23 protein-coding genes and 1 tRNA gene are annotated in these 24,357 nt (G+C 64.7%); 12 read left to right on the forward strand and 12 right to left on the reverse strand.

The genetic code is table 11. The features are described from left to right. Position 1: 1 nt before the first annotated feature. Both ABIF91_RS23115 and ABIF91_RS23120 read right to left on the reverse strand, forming a co-directional pair. On the reverse strand, positions 2 to 514 hold the full coding sequence (locus ABIF91_RS23115; protein ID WP_028178722.1) for an SRPBCC family protein: 513 nt from the start codon (positions 512 to 514) through the stop codon (positions 2 to 4). A gap of 28 nt (positions 515 to 542) precedes the next feature. Further along, the gene (locus ABIF91_RS23120; protein ID WP_028178721.1) at positions 543 to 857 is read right to left on the reverse strand and encodes an ArsR/SmtB family transcription factor; all 315 of its coding nucleotides are present in this window, start codon (positions 855 to 857) and stop codon (positions 543 to 545) included. 148 nt (positions 858 to 1,005) lie between these two features. On the opposite strand from ABIF91_RS23120, the gene ABIF91_RS23125 reads away from it, so the two are divergent. Then, positions 1,006 to 1,626: a LysE family translocator gene (locus tag ABIF91_RS23125; protein ID WP_080659906.1), complete on the forward strand. Its 621-nt coding sequence runs from the start codon at positions 1,006 to 1,008 to the stop codon at positions 1,624 to 1,626. 3 nt (positions 1,627 to 1,629) lie between these two features. Here the strand turns inward: ABIF91_RS23125 and ABIF91_RS23130 are convergent, their stop codons facing one another. After that, a complete protein-coding gene (locus tag ABIF91_RS23130) occupies positions 1,630 to 2,433 on the reverse strand; it encodes an N-formylglutamate amidohydrolase (protein ID WP_028178719.1) in 804 nt (267 codons plus the stop codon). A gap of 76 nt (positions 2,434 to 2,509) precedes the next feature. Here ABIF91_RS23130 and ABIF91_RS23135 point away from each other — a divergent pair, with 76 nt between their 5' ends. Next, positions 2,510 to 2,908 (forward strand): gamma-glutamylcyclotransferase family protein, encoded by a 399-nt coding sequence (locus ABIF91_RS23135; protein ID WP_028178718.1) that lies wholly within the window; start codon positions 2,510 to 2,512, stop codon positions 2,906 to 2,908. 75 nt (positions 2,909 to 2,983) lie between these two features. Here the strand turns inward: ABIF91_RS23135 and ABIF91_RS23140 are convergent, their stop codons facing one another. Further along, complete coding sequence (locus ABIF91_RS23140) at positions 2,984 to 3,547, reverse strand: chlorite dismutase family protein (RefSeq protein ID WP_028178717.1); 564 nt, start codon at positions 3,545 to 3,547, stop codon at positions 2,984 to 2,986. Positions 3,548 to 3,749: 202 nt separating this feature from the next. Between ABIF91_RS23140 and dnaG the strand changes: the two genes are divergently transcribed. Both dnaG and rpoD read left to right on the forward strand, forming a co-directional pair. Next, the gene (dnaG, locus tag ABIF91_RS23145) at positions 3,750 to 5,771 is read left to right on the forward strand and encodes a DNA primase (RefSeq protein ID WP_424579417.1); all 2,022 of its coding nucleotides are present in this window, start codon (positions 3,750 to 3,752) and stop codon (positions 5,769 to 5,771) included. Between the two features lie 382 nt (positions 5,772 to 6,153). Then, on the forward strand, positions 6,154 to 8,298 hold the full coding sequence (rpoD, locus tag ABIF91_RS23150) for an RNA polymerase sigma factor RpoD (protein ID WP_028178715.1): 2,145 nt from the start codon (positions 6,154 to 6,156) through the stop codon (positions 8,296 to 8,298). 113 nt (positions 8,299 to 8,411) lie between these two features. Here the strand turns inward: rpoD and ABIF91_RS23155 are convergent, their stop codons facing one another. The 4 genes from ABIF91_RS23155 to ABIF91_RS23170 all read right to left on the reverse strand — a co-directional run bounded on the left by ABIF91_RS23155 (position 8,412) and on the right by ABIF91_RS23170 (position 12,193). Next, complete coding sequence (locus ABIF91_RS23155) at positions 8,412 to 8,648, reverse strand: hypothetical protein (RefSeq protein WP_028178714.1); 237 nt, start codon at positions 8,646 to 8,648, stop codon at positions 8,412 to 8,414. A 505-nt stretch (positions 8,649 to 9,153) separates the two neighbouring features. After that, positions 9,154 to 9,492, reverse strand: coding sequence for a hypothetical protein (locus ABIF91_RS23160; protein WP_028178713.1), 339 nt, complete (start codon positions 9,490 to 9,492; stop codon positions 9,154 to 9,156). A gap of 398 nt (positions 9,493 to 9,890) precedes the next feature. Continuing rightward, positions 9,891 to 11,020 (reverse strand): IS3-like element ISRj2 family transposase gene (locus ABIF91_RS23165; protein ID WP_129557670.1). Its coding sequence is split into 2 segments (ribosomal slippage): positions 9,891 to 10,768 and positions 10,768 to 11,020, totalling 1,131 coding nucleotides; the frame shifts between segments, so codons are not numbered across the junction. Between the two features lie 342 nt (positions 11,021 to 11,362). Further along, on the reverse strand, positions 11,363 to 12,193 hold the full coding sequence (locus ABIF91_RS23170; protein ID WP_028178484.1) for an SDR family NAD(P)-dependent oxidoreductase: 831 nt from the start codon (positions 12,191 to 12,193) through the stop codon (positions 11,363 to 11,365). A gap of 119 nt (positions 12,194 to 12,312) precedes the next feature. Here ABIF91_RS23170 and ABIF91_RS23175 point away from each other — a divergent pair, with 119 nt between their 5' ends. The 4 genes from ABIF91_RS23175 (at position 12,313) to ABIF91_RS23190 (ending at position 15,986) form a co-directional block, all read left to right on the forward strand. Next, a complete protein-coding gene (locus ABIF91_RS23175) occupies positions 12,313 to 12,687 on the forward strand; it encodes a response regulator (protein WP_028178483.1) in 375 nt (124 codons plus the stop codon). Between the two features lie 55 nt (positions 12,688 to 12,742). After that, positions 12,743 to 13,354: a LysE family translocator gene (locus tag ABIF91_RS23180; protein WP_028178482.1), complete on the forward strand. Its 612-nt coding sequence runs from the start codon at positions 12,743 to 12,745 to the stop codon at positions 13,352 to 13,354. A 661-nt stretch (positions 13,355 to 14,015) separates the two neighbouring features. Beyond that, positions 14,016 to 15,224, forward strand: a complete 1,209-nt coding sequence (locus ABIF91_RS23185; protein ID WP_028178481.1) for a GGDEF domain-containing protein — start codon at positions 14,016 to 14,018, stop codon at positions 15,222 to 15,224. Between the two features lie 135 nt (positions 15,225 to 15,359). Continuing rightward, positions 15,360 to 15,986: a peptidoglycan recognition protein family protein gene (locus tag ABIF91_RS23190; RefSeq protein ID WP_028178480.1), complete on the forward strand. Its 627-nt coding sequence runs from the start codon at positions 15,360 to 15,362 to the stop codon at positions 15,984 to 15,986. A 207-nt stretch (positions 15,987 to 16,193) separates the two neighbouring features. On the opposite strand, the gene rpoH is transcribed toward ABIF91_RS23190, so the two are convergent. Together rpoH and ABIF91_RS23200 are read right to left on the reverse strand one after the other, a co-directional pair. Continuing rightward, positions 16,194 to 17,093: an RNA polymerase sigma factor RpoH gene (gene rpoH, locus ABIF91_RS23195; protein ID WP_028178479.1), complete on the reverse strand. Its 900-nt coding sequence runs from the start codon at positions 17,091 to 17,093 to the stop codon at positions 16,194 to 16,196. Between the two features lie 219 nt (positions 17,094 to 17,312). Then, positions 17,313 to 18,320, reverse strand: coding sequence for an RluA family pseudouridine synthase (locus tag ABIF91_RS23200; RefSeq protein ID WP_028178478.1), 1,008 nt, complete (start codon positions 18,318 to 18,320; stop codon positions 17,313 to 17,315). Between ABIF91_RS23200 and ABIF91_RS23205 the strand changes: the two genes are divergently transcribed. From ABIF91_RS23205 to ABIF91_RS23215, 3 genes are all read left to right on the forward strand, one after another. Next, positions 18,319 to 18,663, forward strand: coding sequence for a hypothetical protein (locus ABIF91_RS23205; RefSeq protein ID WP_028178477.1), 345 nt, complete (start codon positions 18,319 to 18,321; stop codon positions 18,661 to 18,663). The two genes, ABIF91_RS23200 and ABIF91_RS23205, sit on opposite strands and share 2 nt — an antisense overlap. A 57-nt stretch (positions 18,664 to 18,720) precedes the next feature. Further along, positions 18,721 to 18,795: transfer RNA gene (locus ABIF91_RS23210), tRNA-Glu, on the forward strand. Between the two features lie 61 nt (positions 18,796 to 18,856). Next, on the forward strand, positions 18,857 to 19,390 hold the full coding sequence (locus ABIF91_RS23215; protein ID WP_028178476.1) for a 2'-5' RNA ligase family protein: 534 nt from the start codon (positions 18,857 to 18,859) through the stop codon (positions 19,388 to 19,390). A gap of 61 nt (positions 19,391 to 19,451) precedes the next feature. Here the strand turns inward: ABIF91_RS23215 and ABIF91_RS23220 are convergent, their stop codons facing one another. After that, positions 19,452 to 20,477, reverse strand: coding sequence for an alpha/beta hydrolase (locus ABIF91_RS23220; protein WP_028178475.1), 1,026 nt, complete (start codon positions 20,475 to 20,477; stop codon positions 19,452 to 19,454). 853 nt (positions 20,478 to 21,330) lie between these two features. Next, the gene (locus ABIF91_RS23225; RefSeq protein ID WP_245285449.1) at positions 21,331 to 22,464 is read right to left on the reverse strand and encodes a PcfJ domain-containing protein; all 1,134 of its coding nucleotides are present in this window, start codon (positions 22,462 to 22,464) and stop codon (positions 21,331 to 21,333) included. Between the two features lie 399 nt (positions 22,465 to 22,863). On the opposite strand from ABIF91_RS23225, the gene ABIF91_RS23230 reads away from it, so the two are divergent. Continuing rightward, a complete protein-coding gene (locus ABIF91_RS23230) occupies positions 22,864 to 24,354 on the forward strand; it encodes an amidohydrolase family protein (protein ID WP_028178472.1) in 1,491 nt (496 codons plus the stop codon). Positions 24,355 to 24,357 lie beyond the last annotated feature (3 nt).

Raw genomic sequence — 24,357 nt, forward strand, 5'->3', positions numbered from 1 at the left:
GCTACGGTATCTTGATCCCCATCGCCTTCAATGCTTCCAGCATCTTGACCGGCGGCGACATCTTGATCTGCGGCGCCTTGCCCGTCTCCAGCAGGCTCTTCAGCCCCGACAGGATCGCGGGCCAACCGGTGCGGCCGCCTGAGAGGATGTCTTCGCTGAGTTGACGATCATGACGCTGGCTCAGGGTGAGGCGGACGGCCTCGCCGGCGGGCTCGATCTCGTAGGTGACGAGCGTGGTGCCGAGTTTCTCGACGAGGTCGGGCCAGTTGACGTTCCAGGTCACCGTCAGCTTCGTGGGCGGATCGTATTCGAATACTTTGCCCGAGATGTGCTCCGATCCGTCCGGCGCGCGCACGATGAACGTGCCGCCGAGCCTGGGCTCCATCTCCACCGCGAACCCGGAAAAGTACTCGCGGCTGAACTCGGCCGACGTCAGGGCCTGCCACACCTGCTCCGGCGTGGAGGCGATGTAGATTGTGTAGACGGTGAGCGGCTTGAACTGGTCGAGATCCATCGCGCATCAAATCCTTCGTTGAGCAGGCCTATTCCTCGCGCTTCTCCAACTGACGCTTCAATTCGCTGAGTGCAGCGAGCTTGCCGCGTTCGAATTTCTTGATCCAGCGTTCGCCGATCTGATGGATGGGCACGGGGTTGAGGTAGTGCAGCTTCTCGCGGCCATGTCTGATGGTCGTGACCAGATTGGCCTTCTCCAGAATGACAAGGTGCTTGGCAACGGCCTGACGCGTCATCGCGAGGCCCTCGCAGAGTTCGTTCAGTGTCTGGCCGTTCCTGGCGTGAAGCCTGTCCAGCAGCGACCGTCGCGACCCATCGGCGAGCGCTCTGAAGACTTCATCCATGGTTGCGCATGATAGGCAACCAAATAGTTGCATGTCAAGATGCCGTTCTTGGCGCGCCTGATCGGCTGTGAGCGGGGAGAGGAACGAGCAAGCTTCCGTTCCCGCCTCCGCCATGCATTAATGCGCGCAAACCGCAGCGAGTCCTCCCATGATGTCCATGCAAGCCTATCTCGCCTTCGTCGCCGCCTGTATCGCGCTGGCGCTGCTGCCGGGGCCGATCGTCACGCTCGTCATCGCCAACGGCCTGCGCCACGGCACGCGCGCGGCGCTCACCAACGTTGCCGGCGCGCAAGCAGGCCTTGCCATCGTGATCGGCATCGTCGCGGTCGGCCTGACCTCGCTGATGGCAACCATGGGCTATTGGTTCGACTGGGTGCGCTTTGCCGGCGCCGCCTATCTGATCTGGCTCGGCATCAGGCTGATCTGGGCGCCGGTCGAGGGCGTCGACCTCGAGGCGCCGCCACCGCCGCCGCGCGGCGGCTTCTTCCTGCAGGGATTCCTGGTGCTGCTGTCGAACCCCAAGGTGCTGGTGTTCTTCGGCGCCTTCATTCCGCAGTTCATGGACATGAACCAGCCGCACTTTCCGCAGGTCGCGCTGCTGGGCGCCACCTTCATGGTGACGGCGGTAGTGACCGATGGGCTCTACGCCATCGCCGCCGGCCGCGCCCGAAAATTCTTCTCGGCACGCCGCACGCGGATGATGTCGCGCATCTCCGGCGGCTTCATGATCGGCGGCGGCATCTGGCTGGCGCTGACACGGGCGAAGTGAGCATCACGCCATTCCGTCCTTGTGCAGCGTTGCTGCGATCTCGCGCAGGATCCGCGCCAGCCGCTCGGCCCATTGCTGCTGGCCGGTCTCGTCGGTGATCAGGTCCTGGCGGATTTCGAGGCCGGTGTTGATCAGCCCGCGCGCCTCGCCGTGGACGGGGATGGTGTAGTCGGTGACGTCGCTCACCGCATAAGGCTGGTTGTCGCCGACGACGAGGCCGCTCTCGCCCCGCAGGTGCTGCAGCATCAGCCGCGGCAGCACGGTGTCGCGGTGATAGAGCGTGCCGATGTGCCAGGGCCGCGGATCGCCGTGATAGACGGGCGTGAAGCTGTGCAACGCCACCAGCACCGTCGGCTTGCCCGCCTGCTCGCGCGCATCGATCGCCGCGCCGATCCGGCCGTGATAGGGATCGAAGATCTCGCGCCGGCGCATCTCCTTGGCGGCAGCCGATAGATTTTCATTGCCGGGGATCGCGGTCGCCTCGGAGGTCACAGGGATCGAGCTCGCGGCGCCCGGCGGGCGATTGCAGTCGATCACGAGGCGCGAATAGCGCTGCGCGATCAGATGCGCATCCAGCATGCGCGCGAGCCGCTCGGCGACACCGGCGATGCCGACGTCCCAGGCGATGTGCCTGACAAGCTCGCCTTCCGCGAGGCCGAGATCGCCGAGCGCGCGCGGCAGCACCCGTCCGTAATGATCCGCGGTGAGCAGGAAGGGCGATGCGCCTGCCGTATTCACCTCATGCACGGGCGGAATGTCGCCCTCGCCGAGCAGTTGGTCGGTCGCCTCGGCTGTGTCGAAAGCCATCCTGATTTGCCTATGGAAGAACAACGTGTGTAAACGGATTAACGGTATCGTGCCGTCGTCGCAACGCTGGAACACCATGAGCTCCGACCGCCTCTTCGTCTACGGCACCCTGATGCGCGGCTTCGACCATCCGATGGCGCGGCTGCTCGCGGGCCATGCGGAATTCCTGGGTGAAGCGACCTGCCGCGGCCGGCTCGTCCTGGTGAAGCACTATCCGGGATTGCTGCACTCCGAGGCGCCGACGGACCTCGTCCATGGCGAGCTCTTCCGCCTGAGCGTGCCCGAGGAGCTCCTGCGCGAGCTCGACATGTACGAGGCCTGCGGCGAGGGGTTTCCGGAGCCGACCGAATATTTGCGTCAGTTGGTCGATGTGACGCGCGCAGACGGCGCCACCGAGAAGGCCTGGACCTATGTCTACAACTGGCCCGTCACCGGTCTGCCGCGCATCGAGTCGGGCCGCTTCCTCGAGCATTAGTTTGTTGAGCATGATCTTGTCGGAGTACCGCTGCACGCTTTGCGGCCAACGCGGCCTTGGGGTCCGGATCATGCTCTAGGCCGACAGCACTTCCTTCACCATGCGCACGTCGACCTCGCGCTCGACATAGGCCCACTCCTCGGTCTGCCTGAGCATTGCCACCAGCTCCTCGAACAGTGCGGCGTCCGCGGGCGCGAATTCGAACCAGGTGAGAAAGTCGAAGGGCCCGCCGAGGTCGCGGCAGTGATAGAGCTGGCGCGCAATCGCAGGCAGGAAGCGCAGGCTGCTGGCAATGTGGTGCGACTTGTCCTCGAAGATCCTGCGGCGCTCTTCCTGGGTCAGCTCCCACCAGGCCTGCGACTTGCGGATCGGAATCAGCGCAGCGCTGGTCGCCTCGATGCGGCCGAGGCCGGCCTGCACGGCGACGAGTTGCTGCTTCTCGGACCGCTCGGTGTAGCGCAGGCTGCTCTCGACACCCACCAGCCGCCACGCATTGCGCGAGGGTACCAGCGGCAACGAAACGGCATCGCTGTCGGTCACCGACAGCGCCGGCACGAAGGGCAGGGGCTCGCCCGTCACGGGCGAAAGCGAGGTCACACGCCAGCCCCCACTCTGGCCGCCTCGAAAGGTCCTGAACATGGGAGTATGGAAGCGTGGAACCGGGCGCGGTTCAAGAGTTCTTGTCATTCCGGGTGACGGAGCGGGCCCGAATGACGGACCAGGGCCCCTGTGCATAGGTCGAATAACCCGGATAAGCCGGACAAACCTGACTTTCGAGCAGGCCGTACCTATATCCCTGATCCTTCGCCCGACTCACCCGGTTTCGCGCTACACACAGCCCATGCGCTTCACGCCCCAGTTCCTCGACGAGCTTCGTGCCCGGCTTTCGGTCTCCGAAGTCGTGGGCAAGCGCGTCAAGCTGAAGAAGGCGGGGCGGGAGTGGAAGGGGCTGTCGCCGTTCCAGCAGGAGAAGACGCCGTCCTTCTACGTCAACGACCAGAAGGGCTTTTATCACGACTTCTCCTCGGGCAAGCACGGCGACATCATCACCTTCGTGATGGAGACCGACGGCCTGCCGTTCGCGGAGGCCGTCGAGCGGCTCGCCAGCATGGCGGGCCTGCCGCTGCCGGCGGTGACTCCTGATGCGGCGCGGCACGAGCAGCGGCGCAAGTCGCTGCATGACGTCATGGATCTCGCGGCGAAGTTTTTCGCGGAGACGCTGGCCTCGCGGCTCGGCGCCAAGGCGCGCGGCTACCTTGCCGATCGCGCCATCTCGCCGGCGACGCAATTGCAGTTCCGCCTCGGCTATGCCCCGCCCGATCGCTTCGCGCTGAAGGAGCATCTCGGCAAGCTCGGCGTCTCCGTCGACGACATGGTGGAGACCGGCCTATTGATCGGCGGTGACGACATCCCCGTGCCGTATGACCGCTTCCGCGATCGCGTGATGTTTCCGATCACGGATCTGCGCGGCCGCGTCATCGCCTTCGGCGGACGCGCGCTGGAGAAGGACGTTCCGGCAAAATACCTGAATTCGCCGGAGACGCCGCTCTTCCACAAGGGCGACAATCTCTACAACCACCAGACCGCGCGCAAAGCCGCGCATGACGGCAGCGCTCTGATCGTGGTCGAAGGCTATGTCGACGTCATCGCCATGGTCACTGCCGGCTTTGCCGGAGCGGTCGCGCCGCTCGGCACCGCGCTCACCGAGAGCCAGCTCGCACTGCTCTGGAAGATGGCGGACGAGCCGATCCTCTGCTTCGACGGCGACCGCGCCGGACAGAAGGCGGCCTACCGTGCCGCCGATCTCGCGCTGCCGTTCCTCAGCCCCGGCAAGAGCCTTCGCTTTGCGCTGCTGCCTGAGGGGCAGGACCCCGACGATCTCGTGCGCTCCGGCGGGCGCGGCGCGATCGAGGAGGTGATCGGGGCGGCGCGGCCGCTTGCCGACATGATCTGGTCGCGCGAGCTCGAAGGCGGCAATTTCGCCACGCCCGAACGCCGCGCCGCGCTGGAAGCGCGCATCAAGGAACTCACGAACGGCATCCGTGACGAGGTGGTGCGGCGCTATTATCGCGACGAGTTCGTCGAGCGGCTGCAGCGCGCCTTCGCGCCCGAAGGTGGGCGCGGCTTTGGCGGCCGGGGCAATTTCCGCTCCGGCGGCGGCCGGCCGTTCCAACCGCGGGCAGGGGGAAGCGCGAATCGATTCGGCGGCCAAGGGTTTGGTGGCCAGGGATTTGGCGGCGGCCGCCGCGGCGCCCCCGGCCCGGCCCCGCTCCCGTCCGGCCCCTACCAGGCGGCGAGCCCTCAGCTGGCGGCAAGCCCGATCATGAAGGGCCAACGCAGCGCCGTGTCCCGCCGGGAAGCCCTGATCCTGCAATGCCTGATCAACCACCCCTGGCTGCTGCATGAGCACCTCGAGGAGGTCGCGGCCCTGGAACTGGCCCATCCCGAGGTCCATAAGCTCCGGGCCGGCATCATCGCCGCCTTCGCCAACGATCACCACCACTTGCCGGAACCCGGCGAGCTGGCCGAAAAGATGCGTAGCGATCTCGAACGTGGCGGATTTTCCCAAACCCTTCAAAGGGTTGAGAACGGCATCACGACCCAGGCGGTGTGGGGCGCGCGCGAAGGCGCGGCGCGGGATGACGTTCTTGCGACCTGGCACCAGCTCGTTGTCTTGCATCGGCAATGGCATTCACTACTTAGGGAGCTGAAGGACGCCGAGCTGGCCTTGGGGGAGGACCCCAGCGAGGCCAATTTGGCATGGCTGCGTGACGTCAAGGCCCGGATGGCCGAGGTCGACGGCACCGAGGCCCTGATCGAGGGTTTTGGCGAATTGTCGGGCCGGCTTCAGAAGAGCGTGTGATGAAAGAATCATGCGGACGGACGGGGCCGGAACCGCTAAAAGACTCGCCAAATCCAAGGTTTGGCGGCAGAAACAGGGTTAATCGAGGCTTAACGGTCTTGTAGCACTTTGGCCCAGAGGCGGCCGCAGGCAGAACAGACGCGTCAGGAATGAATCCGCGCAATCGCTGTTGGCACTACACCTGCATCCGCCGCGACAAAGAGGCTGACGAAGCGTTAGGCAATAGGCAATTCCGGCGAGAGAAAGTTGGGGGTGGCGAGAGGTTTGTGCGCCGCCCTTTCCGTGTCGAGAGCTGCCGAAGCGAGAGCGTCGAGCAACAGGTTCAAGTGAATTCAGGCAGGCGCGGCGGGCGTCTCGCATGAAGCGCGTTTAGGAGCAATGGATGGCCACCAAGGCAAAGACGCTGCAGGCGAAGGACAAGGAAAAGGACGACAAGGCAGCGGACGCGCCGGAGAAGGACTCCCAGGACGCGCCCTCGCCCTTGCTCGACCTGTCCGACGCCGCCGTGAAGAAGATGATCAAGCAGGCCAAGAAGCGCGGCTTCGTGACCTTCGATCAGCTCAACGAAGTCTTGCCGTCCGACCAGACCTCGCCCGAACAGATCGAGGACATCATGTCGATGCTCTCGGACATGGGCATCAACGTCACCGAAGCCGACGACACCGAAGGCGAGGAGGAGAAGGACGAGGCCGACGACGAGACCGATAACGAACTCGTCGAGGTCACCCAGAAGGCCGTCACCGAGGTCAAGAAGAGCGAGCCGGGCGAGCGCACCGACGATCCCGTGCGCATGTATCTGCGCGAGATGGGCACGGTCGAGCTGCTCTCCCGCGAAGGCGAAATCGCGATCGCCAAGCGCATCGAGGCCGGCCGCGAGGCGATGATCGCAGGGCTGTGCGAAAGCCCGCTGACCTTCCAGGCCATCATCATCTGGCGCGACGAGCTCAACGAGGGCAAGATCTTCCTCCGCGACATCATCGATCTCGAAGCGACCTATGCCGGCCCGGACGCCAAGGGCGGCATGAACACCGCGATGATCGCAGGCCCGAGCGGCGAGGCCGGTGAAGCTTCGGCCGAGGGCGGCGAGGCCGCCGCCGTCTCCACCGCTGCGCCCGCGCATGTGGCGCCGCCTGCGGCGCCGCCGGCGCCGACCCCGTTCCGTGCCGCGCCTGCCGCCGCTGGCGCCGAGGCCGGCGAGGAGAAGGATCCGGGCGAGGCCGCCGCCGAAGCCGACATGGACGACGACGAGTTCGAGAACCAGATGTCGCTCGCGGCGATCGAGGCCGAGCTCAAGCCGAAGGTGGTCGAGATCTTCGACAAGATCGCCGACAGCTACAAGAAGCTGCGCAAGCTTCAGGAGCAGGACATCCAGAACCAGCTCCAGAACGAGTCGCTCTCGCCGCACCAGGAGCGCAAGTACAAGAAGCTGAAGGACGAGATCATCGTCGAGGTGAAGTCGCTGCGCCTCAACCAGGCCCGCATCGACTCGCTCGTCGAGCAGCTCTACGACATCAACAAGCGCCTCGTCTCGCATGAGGGCCGCCTGATGCGCCTTGCCGACAGCCACGGCGTCGCGCGCGAGGACTTTTTGCGCAACTACACCGGATCGGAGCTCGATCCGCGTTGGCTCAACCGCGTCTCGAAACTTTCCGCAAAAGGCTGGAAGAATTTCGTCCATCACGAGAAGGACCGCATCAAGGACCTTCGCCACGAGGTGCATCAGCTCGCGGCCCTCACCGGCCTCGAGATCGTCGAGTTCCGCAAGATCGTGCACTCCGTGCAGAAGGGCGAGCGCGAGGCCCGTCAGGCCAAGAAGGAGATGGTGGAAGCCAACCTCCGTCTCGTGATCTCGATCGCCAAGAAGTACACCAATCGCGGCCTGCAGTTCCTCGACCTGATCCAGGAAGGCAACATCGGCCTGATGAAGGCGGTCGACAAGTTCGAGTATCGTCGCGGCTACAAGTTCTCCACCTACGCCACGTGGTGGATCCGGCAGGCGATCACGCGCTCGATTGCCGACCAGGCCCGCACCATCCGCATCCCCGTGCACATGATCGAGACGATCAACAAGATCGTGCGCACGTCCCGCCAGATGCTCAACGAGATCGGCCGCGAGCCGACGCCCGAAGAGCTCGCCGAAAAGCTCGGCATGCCCCTGGAGAAGGTTCGCAAGGTCCTCAAGATCGCCAAGGAGCCGCTCTCGCTGGAGACGCCGGTCGGTGACGAGGAGGATTCGCATCTCGGCGATTTCATCGAGGACAAGAACGCGATCCTGCCGATCGACGCCGCGATCCAGTCCAACCTGCGCGAGACCACGACGCGCGTCCTCGCCTCGCTCACCCCACGCGAAGAACGCGTCCTGCGCATGCGCTTCGGCATCGGCATGAACACCGACCACACGCTGGAAGAGGTCGGCCAGCAGTTCAGCGTGACGCGCGAGCGCATCCGCCAGATCGAAGCGAAGGCGCTGCGCAAGCTGAAGCATCCGTCGAGGAGCCGGAAGCTGCGGAGCTTCTTGGATAATTGATTCGGATCGTCATGCCTGGGCCTGACCCGGGCATCCATCCAAACGAAGACGGCGGGCCGAAAGCCCGCCGTTTTTGTTTATGTTGGAGCTTCGAGTATCACGCGTCCACCGCGCTACTTCTTCTTTACCCCGACCCGCTCGAGCCGTTTGATCTCCAGCGGCGGGCGGCCGCTCTTTTCGGCGATCTCGCGGTCCTGCTCCATGATGAAGCCGCGCGCGGGTTCGTCGCCGTCGAGGCCGCCAAGCAGTTCGGCGGGCACGCGACGATTGGAGCGTTGGGAATCGTCTTCATAGACGACGTTGAAGAAGGCGAATTCGCCTTTGGGATTGGTTCCGGGTTTCTTGGCCATGGCGGCTTGTCGTCGATCATCGCGCCACAGTCAAACAACTTCGCCACCGCTGTAACCGAACGCGGCAGGCTCAACGTGGCTGTGAAGGTATCTGATGCGGGGAGGAGCCAGAGATCTTCTGCGACCCTTCGAGGAGACTTTCGCCTCCAAATAAACGGCGGGCCCGAAGCCCGCCGTTTATCTTGGTCTTCACCGTCGCCCGGGGCTGGCAGGGCGACAACTTAAAATAGAAGACTATAGAAGGCGCGCTGCGATGGCAAGGCAAATCGTGGTGGTGTCGATGTCGCAGCGAGCGCATCAGATATGCGTTGGTTCCGATGTGCGACGTGGCCATACATCGAGACAGTGCTTCGGACTGCCAAATCACTTTGTTCATCTCGCTTGCTCTTGCGACGCTGCGAGAGCGACGCGCACTGTAGGAAAGTGCGTTTGCCTGCACGTATTCCCGCCTGCGTGCTCTGTGATCACAAAAGCAAAGTCGGTGCCATCCTTCCCGGCGCATATCTCAATGCGTGTGTGTGCGCTGCGTCAATTCCTGCATGGCGAGTCGCGAGCCGTGGCCGCCACCCTTGTTGGTGTCCTCCTTGTGCCCCTGCGCCATGATCGCACTGCCCATCGCGGCCGAGCCGAAGGTGATGAGGAAGGAGGCGAGCAGCAGGAGAAGAGCCACGCCGGGCGCGCGGTCGGCGAAAATCAGCTCGCGCAGATGTCTGGGGTTGAGCCAGAGCAGGCCGCCGACCAGCAGCGCGGCGGCGCAGGCGCCGATCGCGAGGTTGATGGCGAGCAGGCGGAACAGCGGGATGCGGAGGAGGGCGCGGGTCGATTGAGGCTGGTGGTCGGGCATGGATGATCGCTTCATGCTGGCTCAATGCAGTGACTGACGGTTGCTCAGGCATCGGCATTGTAGCGCCAACTCTCTCCGCTCGTCATTCCGGGGCGCGACGAAGTCGCGAGCTACAGTGCGCAATTGCGCACCTGAGAATCTATTTATCCACCGTCTCTGCCGCCTGATGGATTCTCAGATGCGCAATTGCGCATCATAGCTCGCGCTACGCGCGCCCCGGAATGACGAGCAGTGGTCTTTGGCGATACCATCAGAGCTGGCCCCGGTTGTTTGGACAGCGCCCCGCTGGATTTAAGTGGATTCCTGCCGGGTTATGCTGAACGCGGGGCTTTACGGTTTTGTCGTTGCGTCGGGAGGGCGTAGCCCGACCAGAGCGACGACAAAACCGTCGGCGACGGTCATGCGGCCATCACCATAGCTTGCGTGCCGAAGTAAGCCTCGTCGGGCGTGCGCCCGTCAAGGCTCGAGTGAGGGCGTCCCTGATTGTAGAAGGCCAGATACTTGGCAATTGACGCTCGCGCCTCGGACACGCTGTCGTAGGCGCGGAGATATACTTCTTCGTATTTGACCGTGCGCCAGAGCCGCTCGACAAACACGTTGTCGCGCCAGGCGCCCTTGCCGTCCATGCTGATGGCGATCTTCGCGTCCAGCAGCACATCGGTGAACTCGAGGCTGGTGAACTGGCTGCCCTGATCCGTGTTGAAAATCTCGGGCCTGCCGTGCTTCGCCAACGCCTCCTGGACCGCTTCGACGCAGAAGGCCGCCTCCATTGTGATCGAGACGCGATGGGCCAGGACCCGTCGGCTGAACACATCGACGACCGCCGCGAGATAGACGAAGCCACGCCGCATCGGAATGTAGGTGATGTCCATTGCCCACGCATGGTCGGGCCGCTCGATCTTCAATCCGCGCAACAGGTACGGGTAGATCTTGTGCCCCGGAGCCGGCTTGCTCGTGTTCGGGCGACGATAGACCGCCTCGATCCCCATGCGCTTCATCAGCGTCGCGATGTGGCGGCGACCGGCGTATACGCCCTCCCGCCGCAGCAACGATCGCAGCATACGCGCTCCCGCGAAGGGATAATCGAGATGCAGCTCATCGAGCCGACGCATCAAGGCAAGGTCCTCGGCCGAAACTGGCCGAGGTTCATAGTAGACCGTGCTGCGAGCCAGCTTCAGGACCTTCGCCTGGCGCACGATAGAAAGATCATGATCGCGGTCGATCATCGCTTTGCGCTCAGCAGGCCCGCCTTGGTGAGCGCGCCGGACAAAAAATCGTTTTCCAACGCCAGCTCGCCGATCTTGGCATGTAACGCCTTCAAATCGACCGGCGTCTCGGCCGATGTCTTGTCATGCCCAAACACGCCGGCGGCGCCTTCCAGGAGCTGGTTTTTCCAGATCGTGATCTGGTTCGGATGAACATCAAACAGTTGCGCCAGCTCCGCCAGTGTCTTGTCGCCTTTGACCGCAGCCAAAGCAACCTTCGCCTTGAATGCCGGAGAATGCGTCCGGCGGCTCTTCTTCGTCATCTTCGCTCCTGATTCGCAGCAAGAATCCTCGCCGCTGTCAGGCAGAAAATCCACTCAAGCTACTGTCCGAATTTGCGGGGCCAGCTCTATGAGGGAGTGGAACAGGGCGGTGGTCTATCGCAAGACGATCGGGTATTTCGCCGATCGGCTGGCGGGGCAGTGACTTCACCCTCCCCTGGAGGGGGAGGGTCGATCGCGCGAAGCGCGAGCGGGGTTGGGGTGATCTCTCGACTTGGGCAGTGTCGGATGTGGAGAGACTGTCACCCCACCCCGTCTCACATTTCGCTGCGCTCAATGTGAGCCGACCCTCCCCCTCCAGGGGAGGGTGAAGCGCTACGCGCCTCACGTCCCCTTCGCCATCTTCTCCAGTCGCCGCTGCAGCGGCGCCCAGTACGTTCCCGGGCGGAAGCGCTGCAACAGGTCCATGAAGCGCGCGTCGTTGCCGATCAGGATGCGCGGCTCGTTCTTCTCGATGCCCCTGATGATGCGCAGCGCGGCATCCTTCGGCGTGGTCTTCGCTGCGTTCTCGAACCGCTCGATCGATTGCGCGCGGCGGGCATTGTCGGTGACTCCGACCCCGGTGCGCGCGTTGCGCGCGATCGCGGTGGCGACGCCGCCGGGATGGACCACCGACAGCTTCACCGGGCTTCCTGCCGCCGAAAGCTCATGCCGCAGGCTCTCGGAGAAGCCGCGCACCGCGAACTTCGCCGCCGCATAGGCCGCTTGCCCCGGTGGCGCGATGATGCCGAAGATCGAGGAGAGGTTGACGATGTGCGCCTCTGGCCTCGTCTTCAGATGCGGCAGGAAGGCGCGCGTGCCGTGCACCACGCCCCAGAAATTGATGTCGAACAACCAGTCCATCTGCGCCTGGTCGATCTCCTCGAACGAGCCCATGAGCGCCACGCCGGCATTGTTGACGACGATGCCGAGGGTGGGATGCGCGGTGGTCGCCTCGTTCGCGAACCGCACGATGTCGGCGGGCACGCCGACGTCGACGCGATGCACGCTGACCTTGCGCGTTGTTCCGATCTCCGCGGCGAGCGCCTTCAATGCGGCCTCGTCACGATCGGCCAGCGCGAGATCGCAGCCGCGCTGCGCCAGCTCGATGGCCAGCGCCCTGCCGATGCCGCTCGCCGCTCCCGTGATGGCGGCGGCGCCCCGAATCATCGTCATGAAATTCCCCCGTCAAGTCCCCGATCGTGGAACTATGAGTTACTCTTTTTTTGAAATGAAACCGAACCGTTGCCGGCCTCGGTTTTTAACATGCGTGAGGTATGCATTGGGAGCCGCCGATGGGACAAGCAGAGCCGTTTCGCGCGACAGCGCTGATCGTTGAAGACGACGTCATGCAGCGGGAGATGCTTTGCGTTCTCCTGGAAGAGAGCGGCTACCAGGTCATCCAGTGCGAAAGCGCGGAGGCCGCCGAGCGCGTTCTCGACAAGAGCGCCGGCGCGCTCTGTCTGATGCTGACCGACGTCCAGCTTGCCGGCCGCATGGACGGCGTCGAGCTCGCGCACGTCGCCAAGCACCGCAATCCGAACCTCGACGTCGTCGTCACCTCGGGCCGTCCCTTGAAGCAGCCCCTGCCCGACGGCGCCAAGTTCTGGGCCAAGCCCTGGGCGCCGCTCGACGTGCTGCGCGAGGCCGAGCTCGCCCAGCTGTCCTGACGGCTACCGTGCGGGTGCGCTTTCTCGCCGCGAGCCGCGGTGATAAGGTCCGCCCATGACCTTGTCCTTCCTGCTCACCTCGCTCATCGTCGTCGCATCGCCCGGCACCGGCGTGCTCTACACGCTCGCCTCGGCGCTGACCCGCGGCTCGCGGGCCAGCATGGCGGCCGCCTTCGGCTGCACGCTCGGCATCGTGCCGCACATGGTGGCGGCGATGCTCGGCCTTGCCGCCGTGCTCCACACCAGCGCGCTCGCCTTCGCCGTGCTGAAATGGTGCGGCGTCGCCTATCTGCTCTACATGTCCTGGCAGGCGCTGCGCGAGACGGGGACGCTCGCGGTTGACGGCGAGATCAAGGAGCGGTCGAGCGGCCGCGTCATCGTCACCGGCTTCCTGATCAACATCCTCAATCCGAAACTGTCGATCTTCTTCCTCGCCTTCCTGCCGCAGTTCATCGCAGCGGACGAGGCTCATGTGCTGGCGCGCATGCTGGAATTGAGCGGCGCCTTCATGGCGATGACGTTTGCGGTGTTCGTCCTCTATGGTCTGTGCGCCGCCTCGGTGCGCGAGCGCGTCATCTCCCGCCCCCGCGTCATGGCCTGGCTGCGGCGGAGCTTCGCCGCAGGATTTGCCGCGCTCGGCGCCAAGCTCGCGTTTTCGGAGCGGTAGATTCTTCTTCACGTCTCGAAAGGTCGTCATGCCCGGGCTTGTCCCGGGCAACGCGCCTCGAACACTCACCCAATAAAAAAGCGGGCCTTGCGCCCGCCACCATCAAACCCGCCCGATCCGACCCGACGCCCGGGCGGAGCGAGACTCCACCCGGGCAAAGAAACAGAAGCCTCGTTACTTCTTCTTCGCCTTCTTGGCCTTTTTCGCCTTCTTCTTCGCCGCCTTCTTCGCTTTCTTAGCCATAGTATCCTCTCAAGGGTTTAATGGTGGAACGCGACACGAGGGATGCTCGGCGGAGGGCCAGCCTCGCAACATCCTCGATGACAAACTCAGCAGATTCGGAGGCGGCTGCCCCGCTCTGTCATATCTCCGTCATTGCGTTATCCACAGCTCAAATGCATTTTCGGGTGATTTTTGGCCGCGAATCCGCCTCGCCGCGCTCCCGCGGCCCCGCCTGCTCCTCCGCAGCAAGGTTTGATTAACGATGCCGCAATCCGTTTCGCGGATTCATCAATCCAAAACCAATGCCCGACTTTGCACGATTGCGGTGAGACTCCATTAAGCGCGCCGCGCACATGATCGCCCGCAAGAACACGGGGGCGGGTATGTACGGGCAGTTGCCAAACGAAGAGGGCGGGACCATGCGCGTCCTGCAGTCGCCATGCTGAGCGTGCCGACACTCTGGACCGTCATCGTCATCAACTTCCTGGCGCTGGGCCTGGTCTGGGCCTATGTGGCGCGCGCCTATCCCAAATTCGAGGCGGCGCGGTACTGGACGGCGGCGGCGGTGCTGGCTGCAGCAGGCGCGGCGATATCGATGCTGCGTGACGTGATGGATCCGCGCTTTCCGCTGATCGGCGGCGGCGGCCTGATGATCTTCTCCTCTTGGCTCGCCTGCATGGGGGTGATCCGGTTTTATCACCGGCCGGTGTCCTGGCCGGCGGCGATCGTCCATTCGCTGCTCTGCAGCGCCGGCCTCGCCTTCTTCCTGGTCGTCGCCGACAACATGCCGATGCGGGTCGTGATCTACTCGCTGGCGCAATCGACGCCGATCCTGCTGACGCTGCCGCTGCTCCTCGGTGAGCAGAACGGGCGGGAAAATCCCGGCGCTCGCCTTGCTGCGATCGTGGGATTGCTGCTCCTGTCCATTCACGTCGTCCGCTCCGGCGCGGCGCTGCTCGGCTATGGCGGCGCCATCACCGCGATCAATTTCAACGGCCTGCAGGCCGTGATGATCCTGCTCCTGGTGTTCCTGGCCATGGGTTGGAATTTCGCCTGTCTGCTGATGGCGATCGAGCGGTTGCGCAACGAGGTTGCCGACCTCGCGCTGCTCGACGATCTCACCGGCGTCGCCAACCGGCGGCATCTGCTGCAGCGCCTGACCGAGGAGTGCGCGCGCTCGGCGCGAAGCGGCGCGCCGTTCTCGCTGCTGCTGATCGATCTCGACGGGTTCAAGACCATCAACGACACCCATGGCCATGCCGCCGGCGATGCCTGCCTGAAGCACTTCACCCTGATGGCGCAGACGCGCCTCCGGCCCGGCGACATGCTCGCCCGCACCGGCGGCGACGAGTTCTGCATCGTGCTGCCGTCCTCGTCCCTGCGTGAGGCTGCCGCGATCGCCCGCCGCGTGATCGAGGTCTGCCGTCAGGATGCCGCCACCTGCACCGGAAGCGACATTCCGATCGCGATCTCGATCGGGGTGGCGCAGTGGGACCGCGACATCGGGGAATTCCCGGATCGCCTGATGGCCAATGCCGATCATGCCCTCTATGCCGCCAAGAAGAACGGCAAGAACGATTTCGCGATCCATGATCCCGCCCCGCCGCTTTCGCCGGAGTTGATCGAGGCGTTGAGGAAATTCGCGTAAAGCCTGCCAAGGCGCGCCGCGATCAGGATGAATCGCCATCGCGCCTCAGGTTGTTTGTTTGAGCATGATCTTTCCGGAAAACCGCTGCACACTTTTCCGGATCATGCTGTAGCCTCGGGTCGCATTGGACCTCGCATGATGATGTTTCGCCGGCCCGCGGCCGTTTTCGCCGCTCTCCTTCTGATCGCTCCTGCCGCCGCCACGGACGCCGAGCTCGCAAAGCTCGCGCGTACCTCCGGCATGCCCGACATTCCCGGCTTGAAGATCGTCTGGCTGGCGCCATGGGGCGACGTCCGCAACGCCAAGTCCTGGCGCAACATCATCGTGCACCAGACCGAGGGACCTGCGGGCTCGGCGCGCGGCGGCGCGCAAGCGCAGGCGAAGAACCCGACACGGCGCGGCGTCACGGTGTGGGTCGAGACCGACGGCACGGTCTATTGGGCGGTCGCCGAGAATCTGGTGCCGACCCACGGCGACGGTGCCAACCGCAACGACAGCAAATACATCGACAACCGCTCGACCTATCGCCAGGTGGTGCGCGACAACTCGATCGGCGTCGAGTTCGCCGGCAACTATCCCGACGTGACAAGGGGCCCGACCGAAGCACAGGTCGCGGCGTGGAAGATCCTCGTGCAGGTGCTGCGCACGCGCTACGGCATCCCGCTTGATCGCGTCTACGCGCACAACTGGATCGACTACAAGGACGCGCGCTATTGCGAAGGCTGCACGCTCGCGACGATGGCGAGGGAGTGGGGGGAGTGAGACGGCGTCATTCCGGGCTCGCGCCAAAAGGCGCGCCTCGGAATGACGGGAGCAGCTGCACCGCCGGGGTCAAGCCGGGGCATGACGCCGAAGCTTGAGTTGAGGGCTCGCTCGAGCGGGTCTCATGCATGCAACAAAAAAGCCGGCGTTGCCGCCGGCTTTTCGTCTCTTTCGATCCGCCAATCTGTCTCCGCGGCGAAAGCCCGCTTAATGCGCGGCTTCCAGTGCGGCCTGTTCCTGCCTTGCGATCGTGCCCTTGACCGCGGACTGCACCTTCTCGAAGGCGCGGACCTCGATCTGGCGGACGCGCTCGCGCGACACGCCGAACTCGGCAGCAAGGTCTTCCAGCGTCATCGGCTCATCGGCGAGGCGGCGCGCCTCGAAGATGCGGCGCTCGCGCGGGTTGAGCACGCCCATCGCGCCGTTCAGCGCGTCACGGCGGTGATCATACTCCTCGTGCTCCGCCATCAGGGCTTCCTGGTTGGGCGTGTTGTCGACCAGCCAGTCCTGCCATTCGCCGGCTTCGCCGTCGTCGCGGATCGGAGCGTTGAGCGACGCGTCGCCACCGAGGCGGCGGTTCATGTCGATCACGTCCTGATCGGTGACGCCGAGGCGCTTGGCAATCATCTTCACCTGGTCGGGGCGGAGATCGCCTTCGTCCAGCGCGTTGATCTTGCTCTTCGCCTTGCGCAGGTTGAAGAACAGCTTCTTCTGGTTCGCGGTGGTGCCCATCTTCACGAGCGACCAGGAACGCAGGATGTACTCTTGAATCGACGCCTTGATCCACCACATGGCGTAGGTGGCGAGACGGAACCCCTTCTCGGGTTCGAAACGCTTCACCGCCTGCATCAGGCCGACATTGCCTTCCGAGACGACCTCGGAGATCGGCAGGCCGTAGCCGCGATAGCCCATGGCGATCTTGGCCACGAGGCGGAGGTGGCTGGTAACGAGTTGGTGCGCCGCGTCGCGATCGTCATGCTCGCGCCAACGCTTGGCGAGCATGTATTCCTGCTGGGGTTCCAGCATCGGAAACTTGCGGATCTCGGCGAGATAGCGAGAAAGGCCGGATTCTCCATTGAGGACCGGCAAAGCAGCGGTACGGGCCATAGTGCGCCCTCCAAAAAGGTTCAGGCCCCCGATAGCGGCGGGCCAGGCAGACGACCGCTGTGTTAAAGCCGGCCGTAGCTGCGATGTTCCGCGTTGGTCATTTCAACGCAGACGCAATATACCTCATCGGGGGTCGAAAAGGGAAGGATTGCTGACGTCACGTCCCCGTGTGGCAGCTATAACTTTTTGTAATGTAAAGGCTTTCTGAAGCGGCCTGCGTCATAGCGCCGCTTTGAGGGCGCGTTCGAGGAGAAGCAAATCCTCCGGCAGAGGCGCCTCCCAGTGGAGTAATTCTCCTGTCCTCGGGTGCTCCAACACCAGCAGGTAAGCATGTAGGGCCTGCCGCCCCAGTGCCGCCAAAGCAGCCTGCGCCTCAGGGCCGAGCTGGTTGGCCTTGGTCTTGAAATGCGGGCCATAGACGGCGTCGCCCATCAGGGGGTGACCGATATGAGCGAGGTGGACGCGGATCTGATGGGTGCGGCCGGTCTCGAGCTCGCAGGCGAGCAGGGCGGCGACGGGCTTGCCGTCGCGCCTCGCAAAGCTGTCCAGGATCTCCCAATGCGTCACCGCCTCGCGGCCGCCCTGGCGCACCGCCATCTTCTCGCGCGCATGCGGGTGGCGATCGATCGGCGCGTCCACCGTGCCGCGATGCCGGTTCGGCACCCCCCAGGCAAAGGCCATGTAGCCGCGGCGCATCGCGCCGGTGCGGCCGTGGTCGGCGAATTGGGCTGACAGCGAGGCATGCGCGAGGTCGTTCTTGGCGACCACCATCAGCCCCGTCGTGTCCTTGTCGAGCCGATGCACGATGCCGGGCCGGCGCACCCCGCCGATGCCCGACAGCGAGGCGCCGCAATGGGCGATCAGCGCGTTGACCAGGGTGCCGGTCTCGTGCCCGGCCGCGGGGTGCACCACCAGCCCTTTCGGCTTGTTGATGACGATGATGTCGTCGTCCTCGAACACGATATCGAGGGCGATCTCCTCCCCCTTGGGCTCGGCGGGCGCCGCCTCCGGCACGTCGATTATGATCGTATCGCCGGGACTGACGTGATAAGCGGGGGCGCGGACCGCGGAGGCCTTCAGGTGCACTGCGCCCGCCAGGATCAGGGCCTTCAGCCTCGATCGCGACAGCTCCGGCCGGCGCGCCGCCAGCACGCGGTCGAGCCGGGCCGAGCCCTCGTCGCCGGCGACCACGACCTCCAACCTTTGCGCAGACCCAGAGCTTTCCATGACGACGTCTGATACCGCTGTTCCCGAACCGACCCCCGAGCAGGCCGCGCTGTTCGCGCGGGTGCGGCGGATGATGCTGATCGCGGGGTTGACCACGGCGCTGGCGATCTGCGCCGTGCTGATCGCGGTGGGCTACCGCCTTTTCAAGTCGGAGGGAAGGGCGCCCGAACCGGTGGGCGACGTCACCGCCACTCTGCCGAAGGGCGCCAGGATCGTCGCGACCGGCGTCGCCGGGGACCGGCTCGTGGTCACGCTGGACGTCGGCGGCATCACCGAGATCCGCACCTTCGATGCCCACACCCTGAAGCCGGCCGGAAAGCTGAAATTTGCCAACGAGCCGTAAAAGGCCCGTCGGGGTCCTTGCGGCGGACAAATTTCGAGGTTATTGGCTAGCCCTCACGCTCCCTTCGTCTAGCGGTTAGGACGCGGCCCTCTCAAGGCTGAAACAGGGGTTCGATTCCCCTAGGGAGCGCCATTTCTCGAAGCCAGCCTTTCCCTTGATCTCCATTTGATTGTTCCGCCCCTTGGGTGAGCCTGTGGCATTGGCGATCAATATCCGGGCCGATAATGATTCAGCAGGCGAGATCGAGCGGTTGTGGGATCAGGTTGCCGCGTTCGAGGTCGAGCCCTCGATGCGCGCCCTAAGGTATCGGCCGCATTTTACATTTGCCATCTACGACTCGCCTCGGGCTGACGAGAAGGCTGCGTGGGACGTGATGCAGGCAGCCATTGCCGGCGAGACGCAACTGCGGATCGCGTTCAAACGAATTTGTTGGTTCGAAGGCTCTCCGCTCGTTCTCTGGGCGGAGCCGGAGGTCGACGAAACCCTGGTTCGCATCCACGGCGCCATCAGCGCGGCAATCGATCCAGCACATTGTCGTCCTCATTACCGGCCTGGCGCCTGGACGCCCCATTGCACGCTCGGCACTGCCGTTGCCGATGAACGGCGCGATGATGCGATGGCCTTTGCGCGGGCCTTTGATCGCAGCATTGAAGTGCTGTTCGACGTGGCGGACTGCGTCGTCTTTCCACCCGTGCGGATCATCGCCGAGCAAAGATTACCGTCGTAATGGACGTCGCTTGGGCGTCATCGATTGCAAGGCATCAATCTCATGCGGCACGGCCGCTCTCTCACGCCGTCGTGCCGTCGATCGAGCGGCGGATCACCCGCTGCACTTCCGCATTCGACAGGAACAGGTCGTGGTTGATGATGCCCCAGCCTTCCTGTGAGGCATCGACCACGCGCACGCCGAGCCGCGCGATGGCGGCCTTTTCGGCCGCGCCGACTCTCGTCATTCCGCCTGCGATCTGTCCCGACAGCGCCAAAGCGCGATCGTTCGTCGCGGCGATCACGGTGATCTTGCCGGCCAGCGGGCCGATGCGCTGGACCGCCGACGAGAACACGTCCATGTCGATGTCGGGCGCGGCAAACACCACCGCGCCGATCTTGCTCGTGACCGTATCGCCGTATCGCCCATAGAGCTGACGCAGGCTTTCGAGCGTCAGCATGGTTCCCATGCTGTGCGCAACGATGTGCACGCGGCCGCCGCCTGGGGCCGACACGAGCGCCGAGAGCACGCGTTCGAAATCGTCGCGAGACCACATCGCGCTGTCGCGGTCATAGGCATAGTCGAACAATCCTGCCCTGGAGGGCCAGGAAAACGCCATGGTCCGGCCGCGGAACTTGATCCCATCGGAGAGATGGGCGGCGTCCAGCACCGCGGTTTCGAATGTCTGCTTGAAGCCGTGCACATAGATCAGCACGTCTCCTCCGCCGGCCTGCGCGGCGAGATCGCCGGCGTCGGCCGACACCGGCTCGATCCGATCAAGACGCCAATCCCCGAGTCCGACGGAGGCGAGAGAAAGACGGCTCTCGTCCGGCGCGACCAGCCTGGCCCGCGCGACCGTCATGCTCGTCGCGCGTTCCGGCCCGAACCACGGTTTCGTGCGACCGCCGTTCGCGGGCTTGCGCGTGGTGGCGACAAGCAAGGTGGGATCGGCGGAGAGGGACGATGCGTCAAAGCGCGCGCCGGTCGCGCCCAGGCCGGCGCATCCACCGAGCGCAAGGGCACTCCCGGCCGACACCAGTCCGCCGAGGAGGGCGCGGCGCGAAACGGCATGACGGGAGTCGCGTTGCAGAAGAGGTCGGACGATCACACGGAACCTTTGGGAACTTTGCCCACCGTAAGCCGCCCCGCCCAACTCCCTGAATGACAATGGGGGCGAGAAGACGGCGGAGCCGCTCGCGGTCGGACGCATTCGTCACGGCGTCCGTGGCCGCAAGAGCGGGACCTCCGAACGGTGTGGCGAATTCCGGAGCCGAACGCAGCACACCGGACGAGCGGGCACGGAGCGAGGATCGATTGTCGGGCAAACAGCCGGAACCGCTGTCAATCCCTCCTTGCGAAAATATTCCACTTTACCGAAATTCGGATTTATCGTATGTGTCGGCCATCCCAGTCCACGAAAGGGGCGGTCGTACGTCGTCACGAACGCGGGCCGGGTTGCGGTGGACGCGGGCGGCGTTAAGGCGGTTTTGTTGCGTGCAGGGCGGGATGAACCTCGTGAGCATGGCGCGGACCGCGAAGACGGACGGCGCCCATGTCCGGCGGAGCCTCTCGGCGAAGCCGGATGGCCTGCGTACGGCGAAACCGTGTGGTCCTGGCCGTCGTTGCTACGGTCAAGCCCCGGCGAAGGCGTCACGCGCGTCAACCGGCGCGGTGCCGTGAATTTCGTCGAGGCGAGGGAGGCCAGAAGGAACTCGGCTCCCGGGAGAGCACGGCATAGGCCGTCAAACCATCGCGCAGGGAAGGCCTGGTTTCGGCTGCCCTGTGTTTCCCCTGTGCGTTGCGCGTGCATTCGTTCAGCACGGGGGTCTTATGGGTGCCCGGTCTTCCCTGCGCCCTTTCTTTCCGCGAGGGTGAGGCGAACCACATGACTCGGGCAGATCACGCCGCGAGGATGCGAACGCATGTCGATCTGACAGCGATGGATTTCGCCACGCACCATTTCAACTCACAGCGCTTCGAGCGCGTCGCGCGATGGGGCCATCGGCAGCCAGTCCGGGATCCGGCGCTTGGCGAGCCAGTATGGCCGCCACAGCGATACCCAGCTTTCGCGGTCGAGCGGTGTCGCTCCCCACTCGCATTGTCCCATGTCGATCTCCGGAAGGGCATGCATGTGCAGCCATTGACGCGCCGCCCACCACTGCTCGCGCGAGACATCGCCGTTGCCGGCTGCCTTGAGCTCGACGATGTTCGGCAGCGGATCGCGATAGCGACGAGCGATTCGCAGCGTTGCGACCCGTTCGCCATCCTTTCGCATGCTCCATTCGAGAGTGGTTGTGTACGAGGTTCGGGCCATAGGAGTTGAGGCAATTTCTCATCGCTTTCGCCTCTTCAGCGATGGCAGCCATGGAATCCAGCGGCACGAATTCGTAGCCCGCGACATGGCCGGCCCGCAGCCACATGTCGGCGATCGGCAGACGGCCGAGGTTCACATGCAAGGTCGCGATTGTCCGCCAATCGTGCGCGGCCGAACGGGCGGCATCGATCCGCATGTCCGGGCTCCACGGTCTTTCGATCAACCGATGACCGGACGTCGCGGGTTCGCTGGAAAACCACACCCAAAGACAGAGGTGCCGCAATCGCGCAGGATTCACCCGCCGCGGCGCGCGAACGTACTCGCGCGCGATCCACGCGGCCATCGGCTCGTGCGCGAGCTCGGCGGCCTCGGACACGAGCTGAAGCCATGTCGGTGCCATCTTCGGAGAGCGCGGAAGGTGGTTGGCGATCTGTCGGCGAAACAGCTCACCGTCAGGCAAGCGCGGGATCGGACGCACGAATGCCTCGGGCGGCAGCTTGCGCAGCCACAGGGGCAGATCGGCGAACACCGCGGCTTGCGCGAGGGCGACGCCATCGATCACGCCCGCGATCGCGCGTGCGGGATCGAGCCGTGCTCGCGGAACGGCGAGCGTGAACAGCAACGCAGGAAAGCTCGCGGCAAGGTCAGCCAGGCGCGGGTGCCGCACGGCCAGCGCGCGCACCGCGCCCTGGACGCGCGAATGATAGCGCCGAAGCCGCCGTTCGAGCAGCTCGGAGCGCCCGGCCACCTGGTAGGGGGCCGGCAGGACATTGATTGTCATGACACAGGTTCACAATCGCGCGCCAACAGGCCGCGTTGATTCGATCTGATATGAGGTCTTGTGATCTCATCCGGGAATCGATCCCGGACGGACGCGCTAAATATCGCGCGGCGAACCCGGGAAGCGTGCAGTCGTAGACATGATCGCCTCCAGAAAATGAATTTGTCCGCATCCCATAGCTCGACATCGGCCGGCATGCAACCCGAGACTGTATCGAGCCGATCGATCCGGCATTTGCCGCGCAGCCAACACGCATGCAGCATCGGCATCCGCGGCGGTGGTCGTTCCCGCAAAAATCTGCATCATGCGCGTCGGGACGGTACGCGATGCGGCCGCTCTCGTCCTCCGAAGCTGCCGGGCCTTCGGGGGCTCGGGCTTTCAACTTCTTGGAGTTTTGACATGAGCGGCTTGGTGATCTCTGGTGGCCGGGTGGTGGATCCCGCGAGCGGGATGGATGCCATCGGGGATGTGGCCGTGGTGGACGGCAAGATCGCCGCCGTCGGCACGGGCCTCGGCGGCGCCGAGCGGGTGATCGACGCGACCGGGCTCGTGGTGGCGCCCGGCTTCATCGATCTGCACGCCCACGGCCAATCGATCCCGGCCGACCGCATGCAGGCGTTCGACGGCGTGACGACCACGCTCGATCTCGAGGCCGGCGTGCTGCCGGTCGCTTCCTGGTACGAGCGCCAGGCGCGGAAAGGCCGCGTGCTGAACTACGGCGCCGCCACCAACTGGGCCTTTGCCCGCATCGGCGCGATGACGGGCTCCAATGCGGAGAGCTCGCTGGAGGCATTCGGCAGCGCCATGCGCGACCGGCGCTGGATCGACAACGTCGCGACCGATGCGGAGGTATCAGGCATTCTCGAGCGCCTCACCCGCGGCCTGAACGAGGGCGGCATCGGTATCGGTATCCTGAACGCCTACGCGCCTGGCGCCGGCGTGCAGGAATTGACCGCGGTGTGCCAGTTGGCTGCGGCCAAGGACGTGCCGACCTTCACCCACGTCGCTTTCATGTCGCGCATCGACCCCGAGAGCGCGGCGGAAGCCTATATCCGCCTGATCGGCTATGCCGGCGCCACCGGCGCACACATGCACATCTGCCATTTCAACTCGTCGAGCAAGACCGACGTCGAGCGTTGCCGCGTGCTGATCGAGAAGGCGCAGGCGCAGGGCCTGCCGATCACGGTCGAGGCCTATCCTTACGGCACCGGCTCCACCGTGCTGGCCGCCGCCTTTTTCAGCGATCCCGAGTTCGTCGAGCGCAACGGGACCGGCTACGATTCCGTGCAGCGCGTCACCGATGGCTATCGCTTCCACGATCGCGAGGAACTACTCAAGGCGCAGGCCGAGGAGCCGTCGTCGCTGGTGCTCTGGCACATCCTCGACACCGAGAACAATGCGCATCATCGCGACCTGCTCGACATGTCGGTACTCTATCCCGGCGGCGCCATCGCCTCCGATGCGATGCCGTGGACGCTCTCCGACGGCACCACCTACACCGGCGATGCCTGGCCGCTGCCGGAGGATGCCACCTCGCATCCGCGCTCGGCCGGCTGTTTCACGAAATTCATCCGCGAATGGGTGCGCGAGCGCAAGACCGTGTCGCTGCTGGAAGGCGTGCGCAAATGCGCGCTGATCCCGGCAGAGATCCTGTCGCAGAGCACGCCCGCGATGCGCGCCAAGGGCCGGCTCGCGAAAGACGCGGATGCCGACATCGTCGTGTTCGACTATGAGAAGCTCTCGGATCGGGCGACCTTCACCGCGATGAACCGTCCCTCGGAGGGCGTGCGGCACCTGGTCGTCAGCGGTCAGCCGCTGATCTCCGACGGGGTGCTGGACGTGGCGGCGCGGTCCGGTAAGCCGGTGCGACGCCCCGTGGTCGGGGGCTGACCC

The sequence above is a fragment of the Bradyrhizobium sp. USDA 241 genome (assembly GCF_049739505.1).
GTDB classification, from domain to species: Bacteria; Pseudomonadota; Alphaproteobacteria; order Rhizobiales; family Xanthobacteraceae; genus Bradyrhizobium; species Bradyrhizobium liaoningense.

Bases quoted from the DNA above. Each gene is read 5' to 3' on its own strand.
- ABIF91_RS23115 (WP_028178722.1), bottom strand. From the start codon at position 514: ATGGATCTCGACCAGTTCAAGCCGCTCACCGTCTACACAATCTACATC.
- ABIF91_RS23160 (WP_028178713.1), bottom strand. From the start codon at position 9,492: ATGCCCGACCACCAGCCTCAATCGACCCGCGCCCTCCTCCGCATCCCG.
- ABIF91_RS23180 (WP_028178482.1), top strand. From the start codon at position 12,743: ATGACCTTGTCCTTCCTGCTCACCTCGCTCATCGTCGTCGCATCGCCC.
- ABIF91_RS23130 (WP_028178719.1), bottom strand. From the start codon at position 2,433: ATGGCTTTCGACACAGCCGAGGCGACCGACCAACTGCTCGGCGAGGGC.
- ABIF91_RS23190 (WP_028178480.1), top strand. From the start codon at position 15,360: ATGATGATGTTTCGCCGGCCCGCGGCCGTTTTCGCCGCTCTCCTTCTG.
- ABIF91_RS23185 (WP_028178481.1), top strand. From the start codon at position 14,016: ATGCTGAGCGTGCCGACACTCTGGACCGTCATCGTCATCAACTTCCTG.
- ABIF91_RS23205 (WP_028178477.1), top strand. From the start codon at position 18,319: ATGACGACGTCTGATACCGCTGTTCCCGAACCGACCCCCGAGCAGGCC.
- dnaG (WP_424579417.1), top strand. From the start codon at position 3,750: ATGCGCTTCACGCCCCAGTTCCTCGACGAGCTTCGTGCCCGGCTTTCG.
- ABIF91_RS23140 (WP_028178717.1), bottom strand. From the start codon at position 3,547: ATGTTCAGGACCTTTCGAGGCGGCCAGAGTGGGGGCTGGCGTGTGACC.
- ABIF91_RS23200 (WP_028178478.1), bottom strand. From the start codon at position 18,320: ATGGAAAGCTCTGGGTCTGCGCAAAGGTTGGAGGTCGTGGTCGCCGGC.
- ABIF91_RS23225 (WP_245285449.1), bottom strand. From the start codon at position 22,464: ATGACAATCAATGTCCTGCCGGCCCCCTACCAGGTGGCCGGGCGCTCC.
- ABIF91_RS23125 (WP_080659906.1), top strand. From the start codon at position 1,006: ATGATGTCCATGCAAGCCTATCTCGCCTTCGTCGCCGCCTGTATCGCG.
- ABIF91_RS23175 (WP_028178483.1), top strand. From the start codon at position 12,313: ATGGGACAAGCAGAGCCGTTTCGCGCGACAGCGCTGATCGTTGAAGAC.
- ABIF91_RS23170 (WP_028178484.1), bottom strand. From the start codon at position 12,193: ATGACGATGATTCGGGGCGCCGCCGCCATCACGGGAGCGGCGAGCGGC.
- ABIF91_RS23155 (WP_028178714.1), bottom strand. From the start codon at position 8,648: ATGGCCAAGAAACCCGGAACCAATCCCAAAGGCGAATTCGCCTTCTTC.
- ABIF91_RS23120 (WP_028178721.1), bottom strand. From the start codon at position 857: ATGGATGAAGTCTTCAGAGCGCTCGCCGATGGGTCGCGACGGTCGCTG.
- ABIF91_RS23230 (WP_028178472.1), top strand. From the start codon at position 22,864: ATGAGCGGCTTGGTGATCTCTGGTGGCCGGGTGGTGGATCCCGCGAGC.
- ABIF91_RS23135 (WP_028178718.1), top strand. From the start codon at position 2,510: ATGAGCTCCGACCGCCTCTTCGTCTACGGCACCCTGATGCGCGGCTTC.
- rpoH (WP_028178479.1), bottom strand. From the start codon at position 17,093: ATGGCCCGTACCGCTGCTTTGCCGGTCCTCAATGGAGAATCCGGCCTT.
- rpoD (WP_028178715.1), top strand. From the start codon at position 6,154: ATGGCCACCAAGGCAAAGACGCTGCAGGCGAAGGACAAGGAAAAGGAC.